This is a genomic window from uncultured Mycobacterium sp., from assembly GCF_964249325.1.
Classification (GTDB): domain Bacteria; phylum Actinomycetota; class Actinomycetes; order Mycobacteriales; family Mycobacteriaceae; genus Mycobacterium.
Genome location: NZ_CAXUCH010000051.1, coordinates 1 through 23,738 on the forward strand (window position 1 = coordinate 1; position 23,738 = coordinate 23,738).

The window sequence follows — 23,738 nt, forward strand, 5'->3', positions numbered from 1 at the left end:
AACATCCAAAACCACAAACCTTAACCGCCAACTATGCGGAAAACGGGCCTAGGTGAGCTGCTGATGAGGCTAGCCAGCGGGGCTACCAGGGTCAATTCAGATGAAAACGCTTGCGCCAGATCGGCAATCTCTGCTCAACGGTCGTTTTGGAGGCACTGCTTAATCGCCCAAGGATCCGCTGGCCGCAGCGACCAACTCGCCGATGCCTATATTTCTGTGCTGCATCGCACCGCTCGCAACGTTTCAGCGTTGTGCTTTTCCGTCTCGCTGAAATCCGCTGCGGCCATGCGGGCCTTTCCGCCGATGTCAATCAGGGTCTCGTGATGGGCTCGCAGTCTGGCAGTGTGATCGGTGTGCGCTTGGGTACCGCATCGCAAAACGTATGCGCGGCGTCAAAGTTCCCAAACATCCCGCTCACCGGTGACGTCCCCGCGAGGTGATTGGCGCCGTCGTCGGCGTGCTGGCCGGCCCGGTGGGAATCGTCGGTTCCCGCGTGCAGCAACCCGGTGTTGACGTACATCACAACCCTTTCCCGAACTGTCGGTTAAGGCGACTACGCCGTGTTTGCCGGTCAATTCACTTCGCGCCGGCTACCACGACGCTGGCTATGGCAAAGCACTACCGCCGCCATTTGCCAGTCTCATGAGCGGCGTGCTTTTGCTTTCCGCAGGAGCAATCGTGTGCTGGCTTGGTCCCCAATGAGATGATCGACGATCGCCAACCACAGGGTCACCAGAAGTTGCCGGCCAAGACTTGCCCGGTAACTATGGTCCGGACACGCCGGAAGTGGTCGGCTGCACCGACATCAATGGTCGATCAGCGTTAGCGGGTTTCCGGATTGGAATAGATCCGGCTCGGGGCGATTAGTACTGCGGCTCGCCGTTCTTCAGCCATCACCCGGTCGTAGGTATCCCAGTCGTCGTGGGTACCGCCGGCGGCCTTAAAGACGTTGCGCAACAAAACCCTCAGGCCTTCGCCGTCGACGTCGGGATGTGGGTCGTCGGGGCCGATAATCTCGGCGGTTCCGTCGACGGCACCCCATTGCCAGCCAGCGCGGGCGACGATGGTGACTCGGGGATCGGCGCGCAGGTTCCGTAGCTTGCGTGAGCCGCCGATTGCTACCAGTCCGACTACCTGCGCGCCGGTCACTGGGTGCGGCAAAACGCCAGCGTTGACCACCGACGCCTGGATGCTGCCGTCGCTACGCAAGGTGCTGAACACACACAGCCCGTGATCTCTCGACGCCAGCTCAGCGAAGGATGAAAGAGCGTTCACGATCAAGTGTCCTTTCCAATATCGGCCAGCATGGTTGTGGGCGCTGTCATTGCACGCTTCAAATGGCGTCGATCCATTTTTCGAGGCGCCGCGCTTGGCGGGTCATGAGATCCGGTTGTCGCAGGGCGCTAGCGAGTACTGCGCTGCCTTGATAGAGCGCAACCAGTTCGACCGCGAGGTCGTGGGCGTCGCGGCGACTCATGCTGCGGAATTGCTGCTGGGCCCAATTGATCGGAATCTGCATTAGCGGCGCGGCAAGCGGATCGGGTCCGCCGGATCGCTTCGCCAGCTCCGAGCACAGCGTCCCGTGCGGGCAGCCATGCGGGGCTATCGAGTCTCGCCGGTCGGCCAGCAGACGGACCAGTCCCTTCAGCCGGGCCTTGGGGCTGCGATGCCGACGCTCCAACTCGGCCAGTGCTGATTCCATCTCTTGCGTCCGAGTTCGCACGACGGCGGCGACGATTTCGTCTTTGGTCTTGAAGTAGTAGTACACGTTGCCCACTGGCACATCGGCCGCTTGGGCGATGTCAGCCAGGGTGGTGCGTTCCACGCCTTGGCGGTGCACAAGCTCACGCGCGGCGGCCACCAGCCGTTCTCGCTTGCCGGGCAGCGTCGCTGAGGCGTTCCCGTCAGGCACTGAGTCAGTCATCTCACTCAGCAGTATAGGTAACATATCCTGAACCATGGGTAGGTTAGTTAAACAACTAACCTACGCTGGCTAATTGGCGAACCTCAGCGGATGCGGCGGCGCGGCTGTGGTCATCCCGAAGCTGCTGGTCGCATCGTTTACGTCTAGGCGGGAAGGCCTGCCATGGCACGGTATCAGAACGCCCAGAACCGCGAGATTGTCGCGGAATTGCGCACGAACTACGGCCGCGTCTGCGCCTACTTCGCCGACAAACCATTGCTGCTCCTCACCACAACTGGAGCGTGATCGGGGCAGCGCCGCGTCAACCCCGCTGGGCTACCGACATGACGGCGACCGCTACGTGATCCTCCTGCGCAGCCTCGAGTGCCTCGGCAGGACTGGCGTCGATGAAGTGGAATGTGGTACCACCCTCCATCTCTATGGATGGTCGGGGTGATGGGTAAGCACGAAGACCGGGGTATGAAATGGCGGGTTGGCGCCCGACCAACCTTTCCAGTCGTCGTCAGTTCACGGCCCACGCTGGGGCCCGAACTTGTTGCGGCCTGTCCGCTTTTAACCACCGCAAGGTAGGACTGGCGGCGGGCTGAGAACTCATCGGCCGGTCCAGCGCACAGTGGCGCTGGCTTTGCCGACAGGACTAAACGAGCCAGGCCGCGGCGTTCGACGGCAACTGAGCGTCGACTAGCGGCGCGCTAGCTAGGAGCAGCACGCCGTCGGGCAGCGTCAGAGGACGATCGCCGGCATTCAGCGCACAAACCAGCCCCGCAGGACGCCGGAAGATCAACGCATCGCGCGGCGAGGGCAGCCAGTCGATAAGGCTACCGTCGAATTCGGAACGCGCACAGCGTAATTCCAATATGCGCCGGAAAAAGGACAGCATCGATTCGGTATCGCGAAGCTGCTTTTCTACGGTCAGTGCTGCCCATTCCGCCGGCATCGGCAGCCATGTGTCGGAACTAGTCGAAAACCCGAACGGGGGAGTGTCGCCACTCCAGGGCAGCGGGACCCGGCAGCCGTCGCGGCCACGCTCGGTATGGCCCGAGCGCTCCCAGGTCGGATCCTGCAGCACCTCGTCCGGCAACTGCACATCGGGCAGACCCAGCTCCTGACCGTTATATATGAAGGCCGCGCCCGGCAAGGCGAGCATCACCATCGCCATGGCTCGCGCCCGGTCCAGCCCGACCTTGCCGCCGCCGTAGCGGGTGACCTCCCGCCCGACGTCGTGGTTGGCCACCGTCCACGTGGGTGGAACATCTTCGATTGCCGCAGCGGCCAGTGTGTTCTCGATTGCATCTCGAAGCTCGTCGACGTCGAAATCCGCTTGGGCCAGCCGGAAATTGAAACCCAAGTGCAGTTCGTCAGGTCGCAGGTATTCCGCCCACCGGGCGTTGTCGTGCACCCAGATCTCGCCGACGGTCACCGCATCGGGATAGTCGTTGACGACGGCGCGGATGTGGCGATGAATCGCATGCACATTCGGGTGGTTAAACCGCGGATCGCGGTCTTTGTGGCGCAGCAACCGGTTGTCGACGGATTCCATGTCGGGCAGCCCGGGCGGCTTCGCCATGCCGTGCGCCACGTCGATGCGAAAGCCGTCCACGCCGCGTTCCAGCCAGAACCGCAGCGTCTTCTCCAGATCGTCAAACACCTCCGCGTTGTCCCAATTCAGGTCTGGCTGCTCGGCGTCGAACAGATGCAGGTACCACTGGCCCGGATTGCCGTCGGGTTCGACGACCCGCGTCCAGGCAGGCCCGCCGAACACCGACTCCCAGTTGTTCGGCGGCATCGACCCGCCGGGGCCGCGGCCGTCGCGAAAGATGTAGCGCTCCCGCGCGGCACTACCCGGCCCAGCTGCCAGCGCGGCCTGAAACCACTGATGCTGCGAACTGGTGTGATTGGGCACCAAGTCCATTGTGATCTTGATTTTTCGCCGGTGCGCCTCGGTGATCAGCCGTTCCGCCGCTGCCAGCCCGCCGAACAAGGGGTCGACGTCGCGGGGATCGGCGACGTCGTAGCCGTGGTCGGCCATCGGGGAGACGGTGACCGGATTCAGCCAGATCGCGTCGACGCCGAGAAGTTTGAGGTAGTCGAGTCGGCTCGCCACCCCGTCCAGGTCGCCGACGCCGTCACCGTTGCTGTCGGCGAACGAGCGCGGATACACCTGGTAGAACACCGCATGCGCCCACCACGGGCGGCCCTCCCGCCGGTCCATCAGAACGGCGAGTTGACCAGGGAGTGCGCGGCCATTTCCAAGTAGTCGAGCAGTTCTTTCCGGTGCTGGTCGTCGAGCGTCTGAGAGTCGACGGAGGCGACCGCGGTGTGCATGCAGCGCAGCCAGGCGTCGCGCTCGATGGGGGAGATCCGAAACGGCATATGACGCATCCGCAGCCTGGGATGGCCGCGCCGTTCGGAGTAGGTTCGCGGACCACCCCAGTACTGCTCGAGAAACATCCGCAGCCGTTCCTCGGCGCCGGAAAGGTCCTCTTCGGGGTAAATCGGGCGCAGGATCTCGTCCTCGGCGACCAAGTCATAGAAGCGCGACACGATCGCATGAAAGGTTTCCGCGCCACCGACGGCGTCGTAAAAGGACTGTTGCACCGGTTCCATCCCTTCCATTGTGGTCTATCGCCGGCGGCTTACGGTGCTCGGCAGTGTGGACCGAGTCACATCGCCCGCACTGGATGTTCACCGACTGACCAGCGCACACACACCGAATTGGCGTGCGATCGGGGGCGAATCATGGTGGACTGTTCGGCGGAGGACCTATGGCGCAGCGCAAGAAACGCCGCCACCGCAGTTCCGCGGCGGGGCTAACCGAGCCAGCTACCGGTTCATGCCTGCACAGCGTCGACAGCCGTCCACCCATCCCACACGACGGTGCATCGATCTGGACCCGCCGGCGGGTGCTGCTGCTGAACTCCACCTATGAGCCGTTGACCGCGCTGCCGCTGCGCCGGGCGATCATCATGCTGATCTGCGGCAAGGCTGACGTCGTGCACGACGACCCAGCCGGGCCGGTCATTCACTCGGCGACCAGGTCGATCGCTGTACCGTCGGTGATCCGGCTGCGCTCGTTTGTCCGGGTGCCCTACCGCGCGCGTATCCCGATGACCAGGGCAGCGCTGATGCACCGCGACCGGTTCTGCTGCGCCTACTGCGGGTCTAAGGCCGACACCGTCGACCATGTGGTGCCGCGCAGCCGGGGTGGGGACCACTCCTGGGAAAACTGCGTGGCCTGCTGCTCAACCTGCAACCACCGCAAAGGTGACAAGCTGCTCACCGAGCTCGGCTGGACCCTGCACCTGGCGCCAATGCCGCCGAAGGGCCAGCACTGGCGACTGCTTTCGACGGTCAAGGAACTCGACCCGGCCTGGGCCCGGTACTTAGGCGAGGGTGCTGCCTAGCCCGGCCGACGATGGAGGGGGACCCCAGCCGCGTAGCGGCGAGGGGACGCCTAGCGCGATAAGGAGGAGCCGCGCAATCGGGCTTAGATCTCACGATGGGATACGGTTTCCGTCGTGAGCATGATGGAGATCCACCTTTACTTCGTCGGAATCCCGCTATTGCTGGTGGCCATGCTGGCGGCGCTGATCTGGTCACGCAAAGGACCTCATCCGGCGACGTACAAGCTGTCGGAACCCTGGACGCGTCCGCCGATCCTGTGGGCCGCCACCGATGAGGACCTCGGTGGGAACCACGACGAACACGGCAGCTCAGAGGTGAGTGTGGGGGGTGGCGCCAGTGGCAGCTGGTGAAGTCGCGACCATCGAACCCGCGCAGCTGCCGAACGGATGGGTGATCACCGCCAGCGGACGGCTCTCTGGGGTCACCGAGCCCGGCGACGTCTCGGTGCACTACCCGTTCCCGCTCAAAGACCTTGTCAGGCTTGACGACGCGTTGACCTACGGATCGCGGACATCCAAGGCGCGGTTCGCGGTCTACATCGGTGATCTCGGCAGCGACACCGCAGCGCGGGCCCGCGAGATCCTCGCCAAGGTGCCCACCCCGAACAACGCGGTACTGATTGCGGTCTCGCCGGATCAGCACGCGATCGAGGTGGTGTACGGCTCACAGGTGCGTGGCCGCGGCGCCGAGTCGGCCGCGCCACGTTCAGTGGCGGCCGCCGCGTCGGCATTCAAAGAGGGCAAGCTGATCGACGGGCTGGTGAGCGCGGTCCGGGCGCTCAGCGCCGGCATCGACCCGCCGTAGCCCACGGCGGAGGCAAGCGTCACGCAGCGTCGAACCGACGGGCTTTCAGCGCCCTGTCGACCCCGGCGCGGCCCTCCAGCACCAGTCGGCGCAACGCCGGCGGCACCTCGGGATCGGCCAAAAACTCGTCGGCGGCCGCTAGGCCCTCGTCGCTGATGTCCCACGACGGATAAAGGCCCACCACCACTGTTTGCGCGACTTCACTGGATCGCCGCGCCCACACGCCAGGTATCGCCGCGAAATAGCGCCCGGTGAACGGCTTGAGCAGCTCGGCCTGACCAGGTGCTGTGATCCCGGCAATGATCGACCGTCCCGTGACGTTGGGCAGCGTGTCGTCCTCGATGACCGTGGTCCAGGCTTCTTCCTTGACCCGCAGTTGTGGGCGTGCCGCCGAGGCTTGGGCGCCGTGACGCTTGCCGGCTGCGGTCGGGTCACGCTGCACTTCAGCGTCGATGAACGGCGTTTCCGGGCCGGCGGCGTCGACGTGGCCGGCGGTGGCCAGCGCCGTCACGATGCGCCACCGCAGGTCGGTATCGACCTCAAGGCCGGCCAACCCCAAGTCGGCCGGGTCGCGGTCGAGCAGGTCGGCCAGCATCGCGACATGGCGGCTGGAGAGTACCGACGAGCACAGCGCGTTGACGAAGGCCAGCTGGTGATCCGATCCCGGCTCTGCACTGCGGGCCAGCTCCACCAGCCGGTCGGCGAACGCCGGCCAGCCATGCTCGCGCGCCCAGCCCGGCTCGGCGTAGGAGCCCAGCGCGGTCTGCGCCTGCATCAGCAACCGCTGGGCCACCCCGATCTCGGTTTCGGCCTGAACACCGCGCAACACCAGCGCCGCAAAATCGCGGGCCTTCAGCTCGGCATCGCGGGTCATCTCCCACGCCGCCGACCAGACCAGCGTGCGCGGAAGCGGCTCAGCGATATCGGCGATCCGATCCAGCGCGGTGTGCAGCGATTCCGCGTCGAGACGAAGCGAGCAGTACGTCAGGTCGTCGTCGTTGACAAGCACCAACTTTCCACGCGAAACTCCGTGCAGCGCTTGGACTTCGGTAGTCGGGCCTTCGACGTCGAGTTCTTCGCGGTGCACCCGGACCAGCTTGCCGCTTCCGTCGTCGTCGTAAATGCCGACCGCCAGGCGATGCACCCGCGTCTCACCGTCGCCCGGCGCGGCGCCGCCCTGCTGAATCGCGAACCGGGAGAACCGTGCGTCGGCGTCGACGTCGAAATCAGCCCGCAGGGTGTTCAGGCCGGTGGTTTTCAGCCACTGCCGGCCCCAGTCGGACAGGTCCCGGCCAGACGCCTTCTCCAGCGCCTTGAGCAGGTCGTCGAACGTCGCGTTGCCGAACGCGTGGGTTGTGAAGTAGTCACGCAGCCCGGCCAGAAACTGCTCCAGGCCGACGTAGGCCACCAGTTGTTTGAGCACACTGGCGCCTTTGGCGTAGGTGATGCCGTCAAAGTTGACCTCGACAGCAGCAAGGTCGGGAATGTCGGCGGCCACCGGATGCGTCGACGGCAGCTGGTCCTGCCGGTAAGCCCACGACTTCTCCGCGTTGGCGAATGAGGTCCACGCTTCGGTGAATTCGGTGGCCTCGCTTTGGCACAGCACCGAGGCGAAGGTGGCGAACGACTCGTTGAGCCACAAGTCGTCCCACCACCGCATGGTGACCAGATCGCCGAACCACATGTGCGCCATCTCATGCAGCACCGTCTCGGCGCGTCGTTCATAGGAGGCGCGGGTGACCTTGCTGCGGAACACATAGTCCTCGATGAAAGTCACCGCACCGGCGTTCTCCATCGCACCCGCGTTGAACTCCGGCACGAACAGCTGGTCATACTTGCCGAACGCGTAAGGCACGCCAAAGTGCTTGTGGTAGAAGCCGAATCCTTGCTTGGTCTGGGTGAACAGCCGCCCGGCGTCCATGTATTTGGCCAGTGTGGCCCGGCAGAAGAGACCTAACCGGATCTCGCCGTGCTCGTCGGAGTAGGTGTCGGTCCACTTCGCGTAGGGCCCGGCGATCAGCGCCACCAGGTAGGTGCTCATCCGCTGGGTGGTGGCAAAGGTGTGCCGACCGTTTTCGACGGTGGTGGGTGCAGCGTTGGAGATGACCTGCCAATGTTCGGGTGCTCGCACTGCTACGTCGAAGGCGGCCTTGAGGTCGGGCTGGTCGAAGCAAGCGAACATGCGCTTGGCGTCCGCGGTTTCGAACTGCGAGTACAGATAGACCTCGCCGTCTACCGGGTCGACGAAGCGGTGCAGGCCCTCGCCGGTGTTCGAGTACCGGCAGTCGGCGTCGACGACGAGCACGTTGTGCTCGTCCAGGCGGGTGAGCGCAATGCAGGTCGATTCGTCGTAGCCCGAGATGTCGAGCTCGCGTCCGTTGAGGGTGGCGCTGTGAACGGTGTCCGCCGCGATGTCGATGAAGGTGTCGGCGCCGGCCAGTGCATCGAACTCCACCGTCGTTTTCGACCGGAAGGTGCGCTCGCCGGGTCCGCCGTCGCCGTCGGTCAGGTCGAGGTCAATGCGGTATTTGTCGACGGTGACCAGCGCGGCGCGTTCGATGGCTTGGTCACGGGTCAAGTTGGGAAGTGCCACGGGTCTAAACCTAGCCCGGCGACGATGCAGAGCGCGTAGCGCGATGAGGAGGAGCCGGGCAATTAAGCTCTAGCCCGGCGACGATGCAGGGGGGACCCCAGCCGCGTAGCGGCGAGGGGACGCGTAGCGCGATGAGGAGGAGCCGGGCAAACAAGTTCTAGCCCGGCGACGATGCAGGGGGGACCCCAGCCGCGTAGCGGCGAGGGGACGCGTAGCGCGATGAGGAGGAGCCGGGCAATCAAGTTCTAGCGGCCGGGAACAGTTCTGCGGCGGCTACGGTTGTGCTGGACGGCCGTCCCGACCGTCGATGAGAGGATCAAATATGCCCGAGAAGTCAGTCGCCGATTTCTGGTTCGATCCGTTGTGCCCGTGGGCCTGGATCACCTCGCGCTGGATCCTCGAAGTGGAGAAGGTCCGCAACATCGAGGCGAACTTTCATGTGATGAGCCTGGCGATCCTCAACGAGGGCCGCGACGACCTGCCCGAGAAGTACAAAGAGGGCATGAAGAAAGCATGGGGCCCGGTGCGGGTGGCGATCGCCGCCGAGCAGGCTCACGGCGCCGAAGTGCTCGCACCGCTGTACACCGCGATGGGCACCCGGGTCCACAACGAGGACAACAAGGACCTCGACGACGTCATCAAGCAATCGCTGGCGGAGGTTGGTTTGCCCGCCGAGCTGGCCGAAGCGGCTAACAGCGACGCTTACGACGAGGCATTGCGCAAGAGCCACCACGCGGGGATGGACGCCGTCGGCGAGGACGTCGGCACGCCGACCATCCACGTCAACGGGGTCGCGTTCTTCGGGCCGGTGCTGTCGAAGATTCCGCGCGGCGAGGACGCCGGCAAGCTGTGGGACGCGTCAGTGACGTTTGCGTCGTACCCCCACTTCTGGGAGCTGAAGCGAACCCGTACCGAGCCGCCGCAATTCGACTGAGGGCTGCGTAGGCCGAAGCTTCCGGCACAATGTCGGGCATGCGCGTCTACCTGGGTTCTGATCACGCTGGCTATGACCTCAAGCAGCAGGTCATCGAGCACCTGAAAAATTCGGGGCACGAGCCGATCGACTGCGGTGCGTTCAGCTATCAGGCCGACGACGACTACCCGCCGTTTTGTATCGCCGCCGCGACCCGCACGGTGGCCGACCCCGGCAGCTTGGGCATTGTGCTGGGCGGATCGGGTAACGGCGAGCAGATCGCCGCCAACAAGGTGCCGGGCGCACGTTGCGCCCTGGCGTGGAGCGTCGAGACCGCGACATTGGCACGCGAGCACAACAATGCACAGTTGATTGGCATCGGCGGCCGCATGCACACCGCTTCCGAGGCAATTGCCATTGTGGATGCATTCCTTACCGCGCAATGGTCGAAAGCCGAACGCCACCAACGTCGTATCGACATTCTCGACGAATACGAACGCACCCACCAACCGCCGCCGGTGCCCGGCGTTGAAACCCCAACGGCGGGCTGACCGTGCCCGAAGGGCACACCTTGCACCGGCTGGCCCGGCTGCATCAGCGCCGATTCGCCGGCGCGCCGGTGGCGGTGTCGAGCCCGCAGGGCCGGTTCGCCGGGCCCGCGTCCGTTGTCGACGGCCGGGTACTGCAGCGCACCAGCGCTTGGGGCAAGCATCTTTTCCACCACTATGTTGACGGCCCAACCGTGCACGTGCACCTCGGCCTGTACGGTCATTTCACGGAATGGGCCCGTCCGCCGGGACTCGCGATGCCGGCGCCGGTGGGTCAGGTGCGAATGCGTATGGTGGGTGCCGAATACGGCACCGACCTACGCGGTCCGACGGTGTGCGAACTGCTCGACGATGCCCAGGTCGCCGACGTAGTGTCCCGGCTTGGTCCCGACCCGCTGCGCCGCGACGCCGATCCGGCGTGGGCCTGGGCGCGGATCGCCAAGTCCCGCAGGCCCATTGGCGCACTGCTGATGGACCAAACCGTGATCGCTGGCGTCGGCAACGTCTACCGCAATGAACTGCTGTTTCGACACGGTATCAACCCCTACCGGCCCGGCCGGACGGTCACCGACGCGCAATTCGACAACGCGTGGCGAGACCTGGTGGAGCTGATGAAGATTGGCCTGCGCCGCGGCAAGATCATCGTCGTACGCCCCGAGCACGACCACGGCGCACCGTCATACCTGCCGGACCGTCCCCGCACCTACGTGTACCGCCGTGCCGGCGACCCATGCCGGGTGTGTGCCAACGCAATCCACACAGCAGAGCTGGAGGGCCGCAATATCTTCTGGTGCCCAACATGCCAGCGGTGAAGATTGCATCCGGCTAACCCCTAGCACATTGTCAGCAAGTTGCCAGGAAACTATGTCGAAATCACTGTGCCACAGTTACTTTGCTCCCAGATTGCTATGGTATGGATGAAACGTGAAGAAATACGCGCGTTTTGCCGCAACGACAGTCGTCATGACCGCCGGATTAGGGCTGGTCGGTTTGGGTGCAGCAACCGGTGCCCAAGCCCAGCCCCGGCCCTTGCCTGATTACCACTGGTGCCCGGGCCAGTTCTGGGATCCGGGCTGGGGTCCCAACTGGGATTGGGGCAACTGCCACGACGATCACCACCGCGACATCGACGGACCTGATCACGGCCGTGATTACTGGGGTGGTCCCGGCGACCGGGGACCTGATGACCGCGGACCTGGCGACTGGCACCCGGGCCCCGGCGGACCTGACGACCACGGGCCAGGCCCCGGGCGCTAGCACCGATCTGTCACCTACCCGGGCCGGACGGCTGTCTCAACGGGCACGCCGTCCGGCCCGGACCAAATTGGAGGGCGAAACCCGGTGGGCACGATGGTGCTAATCCGGCGGCGGACACGACGGCGGCGGCGGGGGACACTAGCGCCCCGGAATTCGCTCAGCCGTTTCTGACGCCCAGGGCCGCGTAGACCTCGTCACTCAAGGCGACACTGCGCGGGTCGGCGTTGGCCTTGGTGGCGTCATAGCGATTCATGACATACGCGTAGCCGATGCGGTGCTCCAGGTCAACGAACGCGAATGACCCGCCCAGGCCGCCGTGCCCGAAAATCCCCGGGTTGGGTCCGTTAAGGCAGCGCTGGTTGAGCATGTAGCCGAGGCCCCACCCGTGGTCGGCGACCCGCGGGCCCAGCACCAGGTCAGTCTCGAAGCCGCCCTGGCACACCCGCACGAGTTCCATGTGGCGGCGGGTCAGCAGCTTCTCTTGGGCCAGCGCGTTGTAGAAGGTCGCCATTCCCAGTGCCGACACCTGTGCATTGTTGGCAGGGAACTCCAGCTCGCGCCACAGCTTCAGGTCGTTGGAGCCCAGTTCGTCGTCGGGCGCAAACCCCATTCCGACGGCCAACCCCGCCTTAGGGTGCTCGTCCAGCGAGACAGGGCACGCCGGCGCCTGGGCGGAGGCCAGCATCTCGCGGATATGCGGCTTGTTCACCGGATCCGCGCACCGGTCATGTTCGCTGACCGGCAGGCCGATGTGGACGTCGATACCCAGCGGCTCCGCGATCTCGCGGCGCAGGTACTGACCGATCGTGGCGCCGGTGACTCGACGGAACACCTCACCGAGGATGAAGCCGAAGGTAAACATGTGGTAGCCCTGCGCGGTATTGGGCTTCCACCACGGCTCGGCGGCGGCCAGCCGGTCGCACACCAAAACCCAGTCGGCAACCTGCTGCCACGGCACCGGCTTGCGCGGCCCGATCACGCCGGATCGGTGGTTCATCACCATCGCCACCGTGATGTCTTCCTTGCCCGCCCGGCCGAATTCCGGCCAATAGCGGGCGACCGGTGCATGCAGGTCAATCTCACCGCGCTCGGCGAGCTGATGCACACACGTGCTCGTCAGCCCTTTTGTGCCCGACAGCACAGTGGCCAACGTGTCTTCGCGCCATGGCCGGGTACCGGCGGCATCGGCTGAACCGCCCCAGAGATTGACAATAAGGTCGCCGTCCACCCAGACCGCGACGGCGGCACCGACCTCGTTGCGTATCGCAAAATTCTGCTCGAACGCGTCACGTACCCGCTCGAAGCGCGACGCGCACGTCCCGTGAATGTCGACGTCGCCCATCTGCTTGATCGACGTCCTCCTCAGCTTTATCGGCCATCGGGGAGCCCAGATCCGAGCGGGCGACGGGAATCGAACCCGCGTCGCTAGTTTGGAAGACTAGGGCTCTACCATTGAGCTACGCCCGCAGAAAATTCTCGAGCGCGACTCTACGTCGGGGCAGACATCAAATCCAAATGAGGCCGTCCCGTGACTTCGCTGTAAGGCAGCTGCCGGGACGGCGGAGGCGGGCCGTAGGATCGCGAGGTCAGCGCGGGGTGTAGCGCAGCTTGGTAGCGCATCCGCTTTGGGAGCGGAAGGCCGTGGGTTCAAATCCCGCCACCCCGACCAGCCCAGCTCGCGCCCATGAGCCGCCCGCCACGAATCGACACCGAGGAGCACAGCCGTGAAAAGCACCGTTGAGCAGTTGAGCCCCACCCGGGTTCGGATCAATGTGGAGGTGCCTTTCACCGAGCTCGAACCAGATTTCGATAAGGCCTACAAGGAGTTGGCTAAACAGGTCCGACTGCCGGGTTTCCGTCCGGGGAAGGCGCCCGCCAAGCTGCTCGAAGCGCGCATCGGCCGCGAAGCGATGCTCGATCAAGTCGTCAACGAGGTGCTGCCCAGCCGCTACGGACAGGCCGTGACGGAGTCAGATGTCCGCCCGCTGGGCCAGCCCGAGATCGAGGTGACCAAGAAGGAATACGGCAAGGACCTAATTTTCACTGCCGAGGTCGACGTTCGCCCCCACATCGCGCTTCCAGACCTGACCGCGCTGAAGATCACCGTGGACCCGGTGGAGGTCACCGACGAGGATGTCGATTCCGAGCTGCAGTCGCTGCGCGCCCGCTTCGGGACCCTGACCACGGTCGACCGGCCCGCCGCTGACGGCGACATTGTTTCCATAGATCTGTCCGCGACCGTCGACGGTGAGGAAGTCCCGGACGCGGCGACCGAAGGTCTGACCCACGAAGTCGGTTCCGGCCAGCTGGTCGATGGTCTCGACGAGGCGATCGTCGGCTTGCCCGCCGGCGAGTCGCGGGTGTTCACGACCACGCTGGCAAACGGCCCGCACGCTGGAAAGGAGGCTCAGGTCACCGTTACGGTGGGCTCGGTCAAGGAACGCGAGCTGCCTGAGCTCGATGACGAATTCGCCCAACTGGCAAGCGAATTCGACACCATCGAGGAGTTGCGGGCTAACGTCGTCGAGCAAGTCCGCCGGGTCAAGCAAATCCAGCAGGCCGAAAAGATTCGCAACGCCACGCTGGACAGCCTGCTGGAGCAGGTGGACATCCCGCTGCCGGAGGCGATCGTGCAGGCCCACGTCGACGAGACGCTGCACAATGCACTTCACGGCCTCGATCACGACGAGGCCCGATTCGCTGAAGCGCTGGCCAAGCAGGGCTCTTCGCGCGAGGAGTTCGACGCCGATGCCCGCACCACGGCTGAGAAGACGGTCAAGACTCAGTTACTGCTCGACGCCCTGGCAGATGATCTCGACATCCAGGTGAGTCAGGACGATCTCACCGAACGACTGGTGCTTATGTCACGGCAGTACGGTGTCGAGCCGCAGCAGCTGCTGTCGTTTCTGCAGCAGAACAACCAACTGCCGGCCATGTTCGCCGACGTGCGGCGGGGGCTGACCTTGGCCGCGGTGGTCGAGGCGGCAACGGTCACCGATGCCGACGGCAATGTCATCGACACCAGTGAGTTCTTCGGTAAGCGCGCCTCGCAGCCTCCGGCGGCCGACGAGGCTGACGAGACGGATGAGGCTGAAGACAGCGACGAGGCTGCTGAGGCTGAAGCGGCCGCAGCCGATCAGGCTTAGTCCGCTGTGTCTGCACCCCGGTGTGACGAAGCGTCCGACGCCACCGCGCCACGCTGTGAGCGAACGCGCGCACTTCCGGGAGTGCATCGCGGCGCCGGTTGGTTAGTGTCGGTGCAGACGCAACTCGAGAAAGCAGGTATCCCGTCGTGACAGACATGCGTTCGAATGCGCTGGGCCTCAACCTCACCGACTCGATCTATGAGCGTTTGCTCGCCGAGCGCATCATCTTCCTCGGCTCGGAAGTCAATGACGACGTTGCCAACCGGCTCTGCGCGCAGATCCTGCTGCTCGCGGCCGAAGACTCGAGCAAGGACATCTCGCTGTACATCAACTCGCCCGGCGGCTCGATCAGCGCTGGCATGGCCATCTACGACACCATGGTCTTGGCGCCCTGCGACATCTCGACCTACGCGATGGGCATGGCCGCTTCGATGGGCCAGTTCCTGCTCGCCGCGGGCACCAAGGGCAAGCGCTACGCGTTGCCGCATGCTCGGATCCTGATGCATCAGCCGCTGGGCGGCGTGACCGGCAGCGCCGCCGACATCGCCATCCAGGCCGAGCAGTTCGCGCTGATCAAGAAAGAGATGTTCCGGCTCAACGCGGAGTTCACCGGCCAGCCCGTCGAACGCATCGTGGCAGACTCCGACCGCGACCGCTGGTTCACTGCCCAGGAAGCCCTGGACTACGGCTTTGTCGACCACATCATCACCAACGCCCCAGTCAACGGAGCACCATCATGAATCCCGAAATCCAACCGCAGGCCCGTTACATCCTGCCGTCGTTCATTGAGCACTCCAGTTGGGGCGTCAAAGAATCCAACCCTTACAACAAGCTGTTCGAAGAACGGATCATCTTCCTCGGCGTGCAAGTCGACGACGCGTCGGCCAACGACATCATGGCGCAGCTGCTGGTGCTCGAGTCGTTGGATCCCGACCGCGACATCACGATGTACATCAATTCCCCCGGCGGCGGGTTCACCTCACTGATGGCGATCTACGACACCATGCAATACGTCCGGGCCGACATCCAGACGGTGTGCTTGGGACAGGCGGCCTCGGCCGCGGCGGTGTTACTCGCCGCCGGAACACCGGGCAAGCGCATGGCACTGCCCAACGCTCGGGTCTTGATCCACCAGCCGTCGTTGGCCGGCGTGATCCAGGGTCAGTTCTCCGATCTGGAGATTCAGGCCGCCGAGATCGAGCGGATGCGCACGCTGATGGAAGTCACGCTGGCTCGCCATACCGGCAAGCCCGCCGACGTGATCCGCAAAGACACCGACCGTGACAAGATCCTGACCGCCGAAGAGGCCAAGGACTACGGGATCATCGACACCGTGCTGGAGTACCGGAAGCTCTCTGCGCAGACCGCTTAGGCTTCCAGCCGCGTTCGCAGGGCCTTGCCCGGCCACCAGAAGCAAACGCCCCTGAAACACGCTGTTTAAGGTGCTTTTGCGACTGCTCGTGCTAGAGAAGCGATATCGGCCGGCCGCACCCGACAGCACCCGCCGACGATGCGTGCTCCCGCCGACACCCACTGCGTCGCGAGCGCGGCCGAGAACCGCGAACGCCCGACCCACGCGCGCCGTGCGGTATCCCAGCGTTCTCCGCTGTTGGGATACACGATCACCGGCTTACCGGTCTGCCGGGCTTCTGCGATCGCGGGCAGCACATCGTCGGGCGCGCAGCAGTTTACGCCGACCGCGACGATGTCGGGCACCCCGGCAACTACCGCGAACGCCTCGGCAAGTGGTTGCCCGGCACGGGTGCGGGTTCCCTCGATGGTGTAGCTGAGCCAGGCCGGCACGGCGAGCCGCCGCACGAGATTCACGAGCGCCTCGGCCTCGTCTGCGTCGGGCACGGTTTCCAGTGCAAGCATGTCGGCGCCCGCTTCAGCCAGCACTTCCAGCCGTGGCCAGTGCCACTTCTGCAACGCGGCGACACTGAGGCCGTAGCGGCCGCGGTACTCCGACCCGTCGGCGAGCGCCGCGCCGTACGGTCCGACCGAGGCGGCGACCCATCGACACATGGTGGGCGACCTACTGCGCCCTGCTTCGCTGCGCTTGCGGTCATCCACGCGATCGCCAGCACCCGCCTCCTCGCGCGCGATCTTGGCAAGCTCGACGCTGCGCCGCAGCAGCCGCACAGCGTCGTCGTGTCCGAGCCCGCGAGCGGCGAAGCCCTCGAACGATGCCTGGTAGCTCGCCGTGGTAGCGATGCTCGCGCCGGCCCGGAAGTAGGCGGCATGCACCGCGGTGATCTCGTCTGGAGCGTCGACGAGCAGCCTCGCCGACCACAATGCGTCAGACAGGCCCCCGGACAGATCATGGCCGCGCGCCTCGAGTTCGGTGGCCAGCCCGCCATCACCGATCAAGACGGTATCGTCGGGCACGGCGAATCCCACGGACTCAACTCTAGGGTCGTTGAACGCGCCGCCTCTCGGTCGAGTAACAGCCGCGACACGCCAGGGACACGTCAGCGCGTTCCGGGCTGCCAGGCGCCGGATAACGGGATATGTTCGCAGCAGAACAAGCACGAATACCACCGACGCTATTCGCCGCTATCGGTCGCGTCGTACCCGAGCAAGCGGGTAGCGTCGGGAAATACACGCGGCACACTACGACGGACGGCGAACAGGAAGTAGGCACTGACGCACCATGGCGCGCATCGGAGACGGCGGTGACTTGCTGAAGTGCTCGTTCTGCGGAAAGAGCCAAAAACAAGTCAAGAAGCTCATTGCGGGGCCCGGGGTCTACATCTGCGATGAGTGCATCGATCTCTGTAACGAGATCATCGAAGAAGAACTCGCCGACGCCGACGACGTCAAACTCGACGAACTGCCTAAGCCCGCTGAAATTCGTGAATTCCTCGAGAGCTACGTCATCGGCCAGGACAACGCCAAGCGGACGCTGGCCGTCGCCGTCTACAACCACTACAAGCGCATCCAGGCCGGCGAGAAAGGTCGTGATTCACGCTCCGGTGAGCCGGTCGAGCTGACCAAGTCCAACATCTTGATGCTGGGGCCCACCGGCTGCGGCAAGACCTACCTGGCCCAGACCCTGGCCAAGATGCTCAACGTGCCGTTCGCTATCGCCGATGCCACCGCCCTCACCGAGGCGGGCTATGTCGGTGAAGACGTGGAAAACATTCTGCTCAAACTCATCCAGGCCGCCGACTACGACGTCAAGCGGGCCGAGACCGGCATCATTTACATCGACGAGGTCGACAAGATCGCGCGCAAGAGCGAGAACCCCTCGATCACCCGAGACGTGTCCGGTGAGGGTGTGCAGCAAGCGCTGCTGAAGATTCTTGAGGGCACCCAGGCGTCGGTGCCGCCGCAGGGCGGTCGCAAGCACCCGCATCAGGAGTTCATCCAGATCGACACCACCAACGTGTTGTTCATCGTGGCGGGCGCCTTCGCCGGGTTGGAGAAGATCGTCGCCGACCGGGTCGGCAAACGCGGACTGGGCTTCGGAGCCGAAGTGCGTTCCAAAGCCGAGATCGACACCACCGACCACTTCGCCGAAGTCATGCCCGAAGACCTGATCAAGTACGGCCTGATTCCGGAATTCATCGGTCGGCTACCTGTTATCGCTTCGGTGACCAACCTGGACATGGATTCTCTGGTCAAGATCTTGTCGCAGCCCAAGAACGCGCTCGTCAAGCAGTACACGCGGCTGTTCGAGATGGACGGCGTGGAGCTGGAGTTCACCCAGGATGCGCTGGAGGCGATCGCCGAACAGGCGATCCATCGCGGCACCGGCGCTCGCGGCTTGCGCGCGATCATGGAAGAAGTGCTGCTGCCGGTGATGTACGACATCCCGAGCCGCGACGACGTCGCCAAAGTTGTGGTCACCAAGGAAACCGTGCAAGACAACGTGCTGCCGACGATCGTGCCGCGCAAGCCGTCGCGCACGGAGCGCCGCGACAAGAGCGCCTAGCTTCAGGCGACACCGATGGTGTCGACTCTGCGTCTGTAGCGTCAATCCGACCGGCAACGACGCTGCCAACGCAGGTTCGACGCGGTCGGCGCAGGCTCGGTGTGGTTAGGGGCATGTGGCGGGCTCATCCGCTAGCTAGTAGTTACCGGCGCGTAAGTCTCGTTCTTAGAGTTGGGGCGCCAGCAAAAGTGACGAATACCACAGTTTTGCCTTGCCGGCGTGGTGCCCATCGCTGTGACCTTGGTGTTTGATTGCATAGCGGTGGCACGTTACGACGCGTCGGCGTCATTAAATGCTTAAGAGCAGTGCCATAATCGGTACTGCCGGTGACATAAAAATTGGGCCGGTCCACTCCGACGGCGGATACTGGAAGTCGTAACGCAGAGTGGCTGTGCGGAGAACAGCAACGGAAGGCGGGGACGTGGGTCCGAACGGCGACGGAGCCGGTTCAGAATCTCATATCGCTGACACAGCAGCGCCACGTCGGCAGCAGCTGGAAAGAGTCGTCATTCGCTTCGCTGGGGACTCCGGTGACGGGATGCAACTCACCGGCGATCGATTCACTTCCGAGGCAGCGCTTTTCGGCAACGACCTGGCCACCCAACCGAACTATCCCGCCGAGATCCGCGCACCCGCGGGCACACTGCCCGGGGTCTCGTCCTTCCAGATCCAAATCGCCGACTATGACATCCTGACCGCTGGTGACCGCCCGGACGTGCTCGTGGCCATGAACCCCGCAGCGCTGAAGGCCAACATCGGCGACTTGCCGCGCGGCGGAATGGTGATCGTGAACTCCGACGAGTTCACCAAGCGCAACTTGGCCAAAGTCGGTTACGAGACCAATCCGCTGGAAAACGGCGAACTGTCCGACTACGTCGTGCACGAGGTCGCGATGACCACCTTGACGCTCGGCGCCGTGGAGGCGATCGGCGCGTCAAAGAAGGACGGTCAGCGGGCCAAGAACATGTTCGCGCTTGGCCTGCTTTCGTGGATGTACGGCCGGCCGATCGAAACCAGCGAGCGATTCATCAGGGAGAAGTTCGCCCGCAAGCCCGACATCGCAGAGGCCAACGTGCTGGCGCTCAAGGCGGGCTGGAACTACGGCGAAACCACCGAGGCGTTCGGTACCACCTACGACATCTCGCCGGCCAAGTTGCCCGCCGGCGAGTACCGGCAGATCTCGGGCAATACCGCGTTGGCGTACGGCATTGTCGCCGCGGGAGAGCTGGCGGGCATCCCGGTGGTACTCGGCAGCTACCCGATCACGCCGGCGTCGGACATCTTGCACGAGCTGTCCAAGCACAAGAACTTCAATGTGATCACCTTCCAAGCCGAGGATGAGATCGGCGGCATCTGCGCGGCTTTGGGCGCGGCCTACGGCGGCGCACTCGGTGTCACCAGCACGTCGGGGCCGGGTCTGTCGCTCAAAGCCGAAGCAATCGGCCTTGGTGTGATGACCGAGCTGCCGCTGCTGGTCGTTGACGTGCAGCGCGCCGGCCCGTCGACCGGTATGCCGACCAAGACCGAGCAGGCCGACCTGATGCAGGCGATGTATGGCCGCAACGGCGAATCGCCGGTCGCCGTGCTTGCACCGCGGTCACCGTCGGACTGCTTCGAGACCGCCCTGGAGGCGGTGCGCATCGCGGTGTCCTATCACACCCCAGTAATCCTGTTGTCCGACGGCGCAATTGCGAACGGCTCGGAGCCATGGCTCATCCCCGACGTCAGCACGCTGGAGCCCATCGAACACACCTACGCCAAGGCCGGCGAACCGTTCCAGCCCTATGCCCGCGACCCCGAGACCCTGGCCCGGCAGTTCGCGATTCCGGGCACTCCAGGCCTTGAGCACCGCATCGGCGGACTGGAGTGCGCAAACGGTTCCGGCAACATCTCCTACGACCCGGCAAACCACGACTTGATGGTCCGGTTGCGCCAGGCCAAGATCGACGGGATCCGGGTTCCCGACTTGGAAGTCGACGACCCGACCGGTGACGCTGAGCTGTTGCTGATTGGCTGGGGCAGCACGTACGGTCCAATCGGCGAGGCGTGCCGGCGCGCACGCCGCAGGGGCATCAAGGTCGCGCACGCGCACCTTCGTTATCTCAACCCGTTCCCGGCCAACCTCGGTGACGTGCTGCGCCGCTACCGGAAAGTGGTTGCGCCCGAGATGAATCTCGGTCAGTTGGCGTTGTTGCTGCGGGCGAAGTACCTGGTCGACATCCAGTCGGTGACCAAGGTTCAGGGTGTCTCGTTCCTGGCCGACGAGGTGAGCCGTCTGATCAGCGCCGCGCTGGGCGGGACACTGGCCGAAATCGAGCAAGACAAAACCACAGTGGCCAGATTGGCAGTGGCGACGGTTGGAGCAGGAGCTGACGCATGACCGACTTGATCGGGGATCTGACGAACGCGGAGTTGTCCATCACACCCGCGTTGTCCAAGCACTCCGGCGTACCCACGACCGATCAGCCGCAAAAGGCCAAAGACTTCACCAGCGACCAGGAGGTGCGCTGGTGCCCCGGCTGCGGTGACTACGTCATCCTCAACACCATCCGCAACTTCCTGCCCGAGCTCGGGCTGCGCCGCGAGAACATCGTCTTCGTCAGCGGGATCGGATGCTCCAGCAGGTTCCCGTACTACCTGGAGACCTACGGTCTGCATTCGATCCATGGCCGCGCGCCGGCCATCGCGACCGGTCTGGCGCTGGCTCGGCCCGACCTGTCGGTGTGGGTGGTCACCGGCGACGGTGACGCGTTGTCGATCGGCGGCAATCACCTGATCCACGCGCTGCGCCGCAACGTCAACCTGACGATCCTGCTGTTCAACAACCGCATCTACGGTTTGACCAAGGGTCAGTACTCGCCGACCTCCGAAGTCGGCAAGGTCACCAAGTCCACCCCGATGGGATCGCTGGACCAGCCGTTCCATCCGGTGTCGCTGGCACTGGGCGCCGAGGCGAGTTTCGTTGCCCGCGCGCTGGACTCGGACCGCAACGGCCTGTCGGAGGTGCTGCGCGCCGCGGCCCAGCACCGCGGATCCGCCCTGGTCGAGATCCTGCAGGACTGCCCGATCTTCAACGACGGTTCGTTCGACGCGCTGCGCAAGGAGGGCGCCGAAGAGCGGGTGATCCATGTCCGTCACGGCGAGCCGATCACGTTCGGCGCCAACGGTGAGTACTGCGTGGTGCGCTCCGGCTTCGGACTCGACGTGGCCAAGACCGCCGACGTCGCAGCCGAGAGCATCGTCGTGCACGATGCGCACAGCGAGGACCCCGCGTACGCGTTTGCCCTGTCCAGGTTGTCCGACCAAAACCTCGAACACGCCGTGATGGGGATTTTCCGGCAAATCACCCGGCCGACCTACGACGACGCCGCCCGCGCTCAGGTCAGCGCCGCGAAGAAATCGGCTCCCGGCGACCGTGCAGGGCTGCAATCGCTGCTGCGCGGACGCGATACCTGGACCGTCGCCTGACGTGGCGCAGTCATCGACCCGGCCAATCGCATTGGCGGGGGTGGTATTAGCTGGCGGTGCATCGCGCCGAATGGGCCGCGACAAGGCCACGTTGCCGCTGCCGGGCCCGGTTTCCGAATCGAACGCAGCAACGAACGAGCGCCTTGGCGCCGTCACGATGGTCGAACACGTCGTCGGCATTGTCGGCCAGCGGTGCAAGCCGGTTTTCGTGGTGGCCGCGCCGGGTCAACCGTTGCCGGCGTTGCCGGCCAAACTGGTGCGGGACGAAGTGCGGGGATTTGGGCCGTTGATAGCGACCGGGCGTGGGCTTCGAGCCGCGGCCGAAGCCGGCGCCACCCACGCGTTCGTGTCCGCTGTCGATATGCCACTTCTGACGACCGATTTGATCGACGAGTTGGTCAACCGAGCCGCGCAGGTGGATGCCGATGTGGTCTTGCCGTGGGATGGTCGCGATCACTACCTGGCCGCGGTCTACCGCACCGACTTGGCCGAGCGAATCGATCCGTTGGTAGCCGCTGGGGAGCGGGCGATGCGAGCGTTGGTCGACAACGTCGACTCTCAACGGGTTGTGGTATCCGACTCGCGCCCGCTGGCCAACGTCAATTCGGCCGACGATCTGAACGCACTGCTGCAGGCCAGTCGCTGACCGCTCCGGCGCAATTCGCTCTGGCAAACTGCGCTGCCGAATATCCCGGATAATTTCGCATGCGGTGACGTTTCCTATTACTGATGTAGAGCTGTAATTGTCTAATTATGTCTGAATAATGCATCTGAATGGTCACAATTTGTGCGGAAATTGATGGTTCGCGTTCCCCCAGGCGCGTCGGCTGTATTGCCTTGGTAGAGCAGCGATCCCGGACGCGTAGCGATCAGATGGCGCTAAATTCACGCTTGGTAACGACATGTAGAAAGAGGATAACGCTACGGTCCCTGGCGAATTGCGTGCCAGGTTGGGGGTCGACTCGGCCGCGCCTGACCCGCGGCCGCTTGGACTTGAGCCGTGATGACAGCATCGGTGTTGTCGTCCGCTCTGGAATCCAGCAGCGAAACACGCTGGCAATAAACCTATTTGGGACGCGTTGTCGTCGACGACCGTGGCCGAATCCGGCACGCCGGCACTCATGACGCTTTCGCTGCCCGTGCCCTGCTTATGATGAAATATACTGGTGCACTGGGCATTAGAGCACAAGATTGTGCAGTCCGGTGAACGGCTCCCAAACCAACCTGGGCGCTGCTTCAGCTAACGGCATCACTGCGAGTTCAGCTGCGGGCACAGCGATCTCCGTGCGGACAGCTCACATGGGCGGGCACCAGCCGCCAAAGTCCGTGTCCCAGCTCACAAAATCCCCGTGATTTGGCTCACGATATGTTTGGGAATTCGCCGCGCCGCCGCGATTGCGAAAGTCCCGATTGACCTGCGAATACCACGAGCCCGCGTCGCCGTGATTACGCCGTGACTGAACCGAGATATGGCCTCAGGCGAGATGACGAATGCGGCGAAGTTTCGTACGGTCCCACTCGGCCCTAAAACGGGCAAATAAAAATCGAATCCACCGACCGCGTGTGAGCGGGGCCGGGAACGGCGACAGTTGCCTCCCAGCCGACGGGCAGGAGCCCGCCGGGCGAACCATGCCCCCGCTGTCGTGCCCGAACGAGACGGCACTCCCCGAAGCAGTAGTTCCGCCTGGACACAGGCGGCCGCCCACATCGTGGGCTTGCTTCGGCGCGCGCAGCGCGAAAGGA

Annotated in this window: 24 protein-coding genes, 2 tRNA genes and 1 pseudogene; 16 read left to right on the top strand and 11 right to left on the bottom strand. The window is 64.4% G+C overall.

Going from position 1 to position 23,738, the window contains the following annotated elements; all coding sequences use genetic code 11:
- Positions 1-206: 206 nt before the first annotated feature.
- From ACFE99_RS09165 to ACFE99_RS09180, 4 genes are all read right to left on the bottom strand, one after another.
- Positions 207-377, bottom strand: a complete 171-nt coding sequence (locus tag ACFE99_RS09165) for a DUF2563 family protein (RefSeq protein ID WP_375484485.1) — start codon at positions 375-377, stop codon at positions 207-209.
- Positions 311-520 (bottom strand): DUF2563 family protein, encoded by a 210-nt coding sequence (locus tag ACFE99_RS09170; RefSeq protein ID WP_375484487.1) that lies wholly within the window; start codon positions 518-520, stop codon positions 311-313. Before ACFE99_RS09170 ends, ACFE99_RS09165 begins: the two co-directional genes overlap by 67 nt.
- Before the next feature lie 302 nt (positions 521-822).
- Positions 823-1,275, bottom strand: a complete 453-nt coding sequence (locus tag ACFE99_RS09175; RefSeq protein ID WP_375484489.1) for a TIGR03618 family F420-dependent PPOX class oxidoreductase — start codon at positions 1,273-1,275, stop codon at positions 823-825.
- Positions 1,276-1,333: 58 nt separating this feature from the next.
- Positions 1,334-1,924 (bottom strand): TetR/AcrR family transcriptional regulator, encoded by a 591-nt coding sequence (locus ACFE99_RS09180; RefSeq protein WP_375484491.1) that lies wholly within the window; start codon positions 1,922-1,924, stop codon positions 1,334-1,336.
- Positions 1,925-2,086: 162 nt separating this feature from the next.
- On the opposite strand from ACFE99_RS09180, the gene ACFE99_RS09185 reads away from it, so the two are divergent.
- Positions 2,087-2,209, top strand: coding sequence for a hypothetical protein (locus ACFE99_RS09185; RefSeq protein ID WP_375484493.1), 123 nt, complete (start codon positions 2,087-2,089; stop codon positions 2,207-2,209).
- A gap of 61 nt (positions 2,210-2,270) precedes the next feature.
- On the opposite strand, the pseudogene ACFE99_RS09190 reads toward ACFE99_RS09185, so the two are convergent.
- From ACFE99_RS09190 to ACFE99_RS09200, 3 genes and pseudogenes are all read right to left on the bottom strand, one after another.
- Positions 2,271-2,467 (bottom strand): annotated as a pseudogene (locus tag ACFE99_RS09190) (dihydrofolate reductase); the annotation flags it as partial.
- Between the two features lie 94 nt (positions 2,468-2,561).
- Positions 2,562-4,136, bottom strand: a complete 1,575-nt coding sequence (locus ACFE99_RS09195; protein ID WP_375484495.1) for a glycoside hydrolase family 13 protein — start codon at positions 4,134-4,136, stop codon at positions 2,562-2,564.
- Positions 4,136-4,522, bottom strand: coding sequence for a globin (locus ACFE99_RS09200; protein WP_375484525.1), 387 nt, complete (start codon positions 4,520-4,522; stop codon positions 4,136-4,138). The genes ACFE99_RS09195 and ACFE99_RS09200 overlap by 1 nt, the downstream gene beginning before the upstream one ends.
- 167 nt (positions 4,523-4,689) lie before the next feature.
- Between ACFE99_RS09200 and ACFE99_RS09205 the strand changes: the two genes are divergently transcribed.
- The 3 genes from ACFE99_RS09205 (at position 4,690) to ACFE99_RS09215 (ending at position 6,133) form a co-directional block, all read left to right on the top strand.
- Complete coding sequence (locus ACFE99_RS09205; RefSeq protein ID WP_375484497.1) at positions 4,690-5,328, top strand: HNH endonuclease; 639 nt, start codon at positions 4,690-4,692, stop codon at positions 5,326-5,328.
- A 123-nt stretch (positions 5,329-5,451) separates the two neighbouring features.
- Positions 5,452-5,679 (top strand): hypothetical protein, encoded by a 228-nt coding sequence (locus ACFE99_RS09210; RefSeq protein ID WP_375484527.1) that lies wholly within the window; start codon positions 5,452-5,454, stop codon positions 5,677-5,679.
- Entirely contained in the window at positions 5,666-6,133 is a 468-nt protein-coding gene (locus tag ACFE99_RS09215) for a DUF5130 domain-containing protein (protein WP_375484499.1), read from the top strand. Before ACFE99_RS09210 ends, ACFE99_RS09215 begins: the two co-directional genes overlap by 14 nt.
- A 19-nt stretch (positions 6,134-6,152) precedes the next feature.
- On the opposite strand, the gene pepN is transcribed toward ACFE99_RS09215, so the two are convergent.
- Positions 6,153-8,726 (bottom strand): aminopeptidase N, encoded by a 2,574-nt coding sequence (pepN, locus tag ACFE99_RS09220; protein WP_375484501.1) that lies wholly within the window; start codon positions 8,724-8,726, stop codon positions 6,153-6,155.
- 322 nt (positions 8,727-9,048) lie between these two features.
- On the opposite strand from pepN, the gene ACFE99_RS09225 reads away from it, so the two are divergent.
- From ACFE99_RS09225 to ACFE99_RS09240, 4 genes are all read left to right on the top strand, one after another.
- Entirely contained in the window at positions 9,049-9,660 is a 612-nt protein-coding gene (locus ACFE99_RS09225) for an Rv2466c family mycothiol-dependent reductase (RefSeq protein WP_375484504.1), read from the top strand.
- Positions 9,661-9,698: 38 nt separating this feature from the next.
- A complete protein-coding gene (locus ACFE99_RS09230) occupies positions 9,699-10,190 on the top strand; it encodes a ribose-5-phosphate isomerase (RefSeq protein ID WP_375484506.1) in 492 nt (163 codons plus the stop codon).
- A gap of 2 nt (positions 10,191-10,192) precedes the next feature.
- Positions 10,193-10,999, top strand: coding sequence for an Fpg/Nei family DNA glycosylase (locus ACFE99_RS09235; protein WP_375484508.1), 807 nt, complete (start codon positions 10,193-10,195; stop codon positions 10,997-10,999).
- Between the two features lie 112 nt (positions 11,000-11,111).
- Positions 11,112-11,444, top strand: a complete 333-nt coding sequence (locus tag ACFE99_RS09240; RefSeq protein ID WP_375484510.1) for a hypothetical protein — start codon at positions 11,112-11,114, stop codon at positions 11,442-11,444.
- 157 nt (positions 11,445-11,601) lie between these two features.
- Here the strand turns inward: ACFE99_RS09240 and ACFE99_RS09245 are convergent, their stop codons facing one another.
- Together ACFE99_RS09245 and ACFE99_RS09250 are read right to left on the bottom strand one after the other, a co-directional pair.
- Complete coding sequence (locus tag ACFE99_RS09245; RefSeq protein WP_375484512.1) at positions 11,602-12,786, bottom strand: serine hydrolase domain-containing protein; 1,185 nt, start codon at positions 12,784-12,786, stop codon at positions 11,602-11,604.
- 54 nt (positions 12,787-12,840) lie between these two features.
- Positions 12,841-12,911 (bottom strand) — tRNA-Gly (locus tag ACFE99_RS09250).
- Positions 12,912-13,036: 125 nt separating this feature from the next.
- Between ACFE99_RS09250 and ACFE99_RS09255 the strand changes: the two genes are divergently transcribed.
- The 4 genes from ACFE99_RS09255 to clpP2 all read left to right on the top strand — a co-directional run bounded on the left by ACFE99_RS09255 (position 13,037) and on the right by clpP2 (position 15,962).
- A tRNA-Pro gene (locus ACFE99_RS09255) sits at positions 13,037-13,113 on the top strand.
- 55 nt (positions 13,114-13,168) lie between these two features.
- Positions 13,169-14,590: a trigger factor gene (gene tig, locus ACFE99_RS09260; RefSeq protein WP_375484514.1), complete on the top strand. Its 1,422-nt coding sequence runs from the start codon at positions 13,169-13,171 to the stop codon at positions 14,588-14,590.
- 155 nt (positions 14,591-14,745) lie between these two features.
- Positions 14,746-15,330: an ATP-dependent Clp protease proteolytic subunit gene (locus ACFE99_RS09265; protein WP_375484529.1), complete on the top strand. Its 585-nt coding sequence runs from the start codon at positions 14,746-14,748 to the stop codon at positions 15,328-15,330.
- Positions 15,327-15,962, top strand: coding sequence for an ATP-dependent CLP protease proteolytic subunit ClpP2 (gene clpP2 / locus ACFE99_RS09270; protein ID WP_375484516.1), 636 nt, complete (start codon positions 15,327-15,329; stop codon positions 15,960-15,962). Before ACFE99_RS09265 ends, clpP2 begins: the two co-directional genes overlap by 4 nt.
- A 65-nt stretch (positions 15,963-16,027) precedes the next feature.
- Here the strand turns inward: clpP2 and mmuM are convergent, their stop codons facing one another.
- On the bottom strand, positions 16,028-16,978 hold the full coding sequence (gene mmuM, locus ACFE99_RS09275; RefSeq protein ID WP_375484531.1) for a homocysteine S-methyltransferase: 951 nt from the start codon (positions 16,976-16,978) through the stop codon (positions 16,028-16,030).
- A gap of 265 nt (positions 16,979-17,243) precedes the next feature.
- Here mmuM and clpX point away from each other — a divergent pair, with 265 nt between their 5' ends.
- From clpX to mobA, 4 genes are all read left to right on the top strand, one after another.
- Positions 17,244-18,527: an ATP-dependent Clp protease ATP-binding subunit ClpX gene (gene clpX, locus ACFE99_RS09280; protein WP_083084323.1), complete on the top strand. Its 1,284-nt coding sequence runs from the start codon at positions 17,244-17,246 to the stop codon at positions 18,525-18,527.
- Positions 18,528-18,948: 421 nt separating this feature from the next.
- On the top strand, positions 18,949-20,907 hold the full coding sequence (locus ACFE99_RS09285) for a 2-oxoacid:acceptor oxidoreductase subunit alpha (protein WP_375484519.1): 1,959 nt from the start codon (positions 18,949-18,951) through the stop codon (positions 20,905-20,907).
- On the top strand, positions 20,904-21,995 hold the full coding sequence (locus tag ACFE99_RS09290; RefSeq protein WP_375484521.1) for a 2-oxoacid:ferredoxin oxidoreductase subunit beta: 1,092 nt from the start codon (positions 20,904-20,906) through the stop codon (positions 21,993-21,995). Before ACFE99_RS09285 ends, ACFE99_RS09290 begins: the two co-directional genes overlap by 4 nt.
- 1 nt (position 21,996) lies before the next feature.
- Positions 21,997-22,641, top strand: coding sequence for a molybdenum cofactor guanylyltransferase (gene mobA, locus ACFE99_RS09295; protein ID WP_375484523.1), 645 nt, complete (start codon positions 21,997-21,999; stop codon positions 22,639-22,641).
- The last annotated feature ends 1,097 nt before the right edge of the window (positions 22,642-23,738 follow it).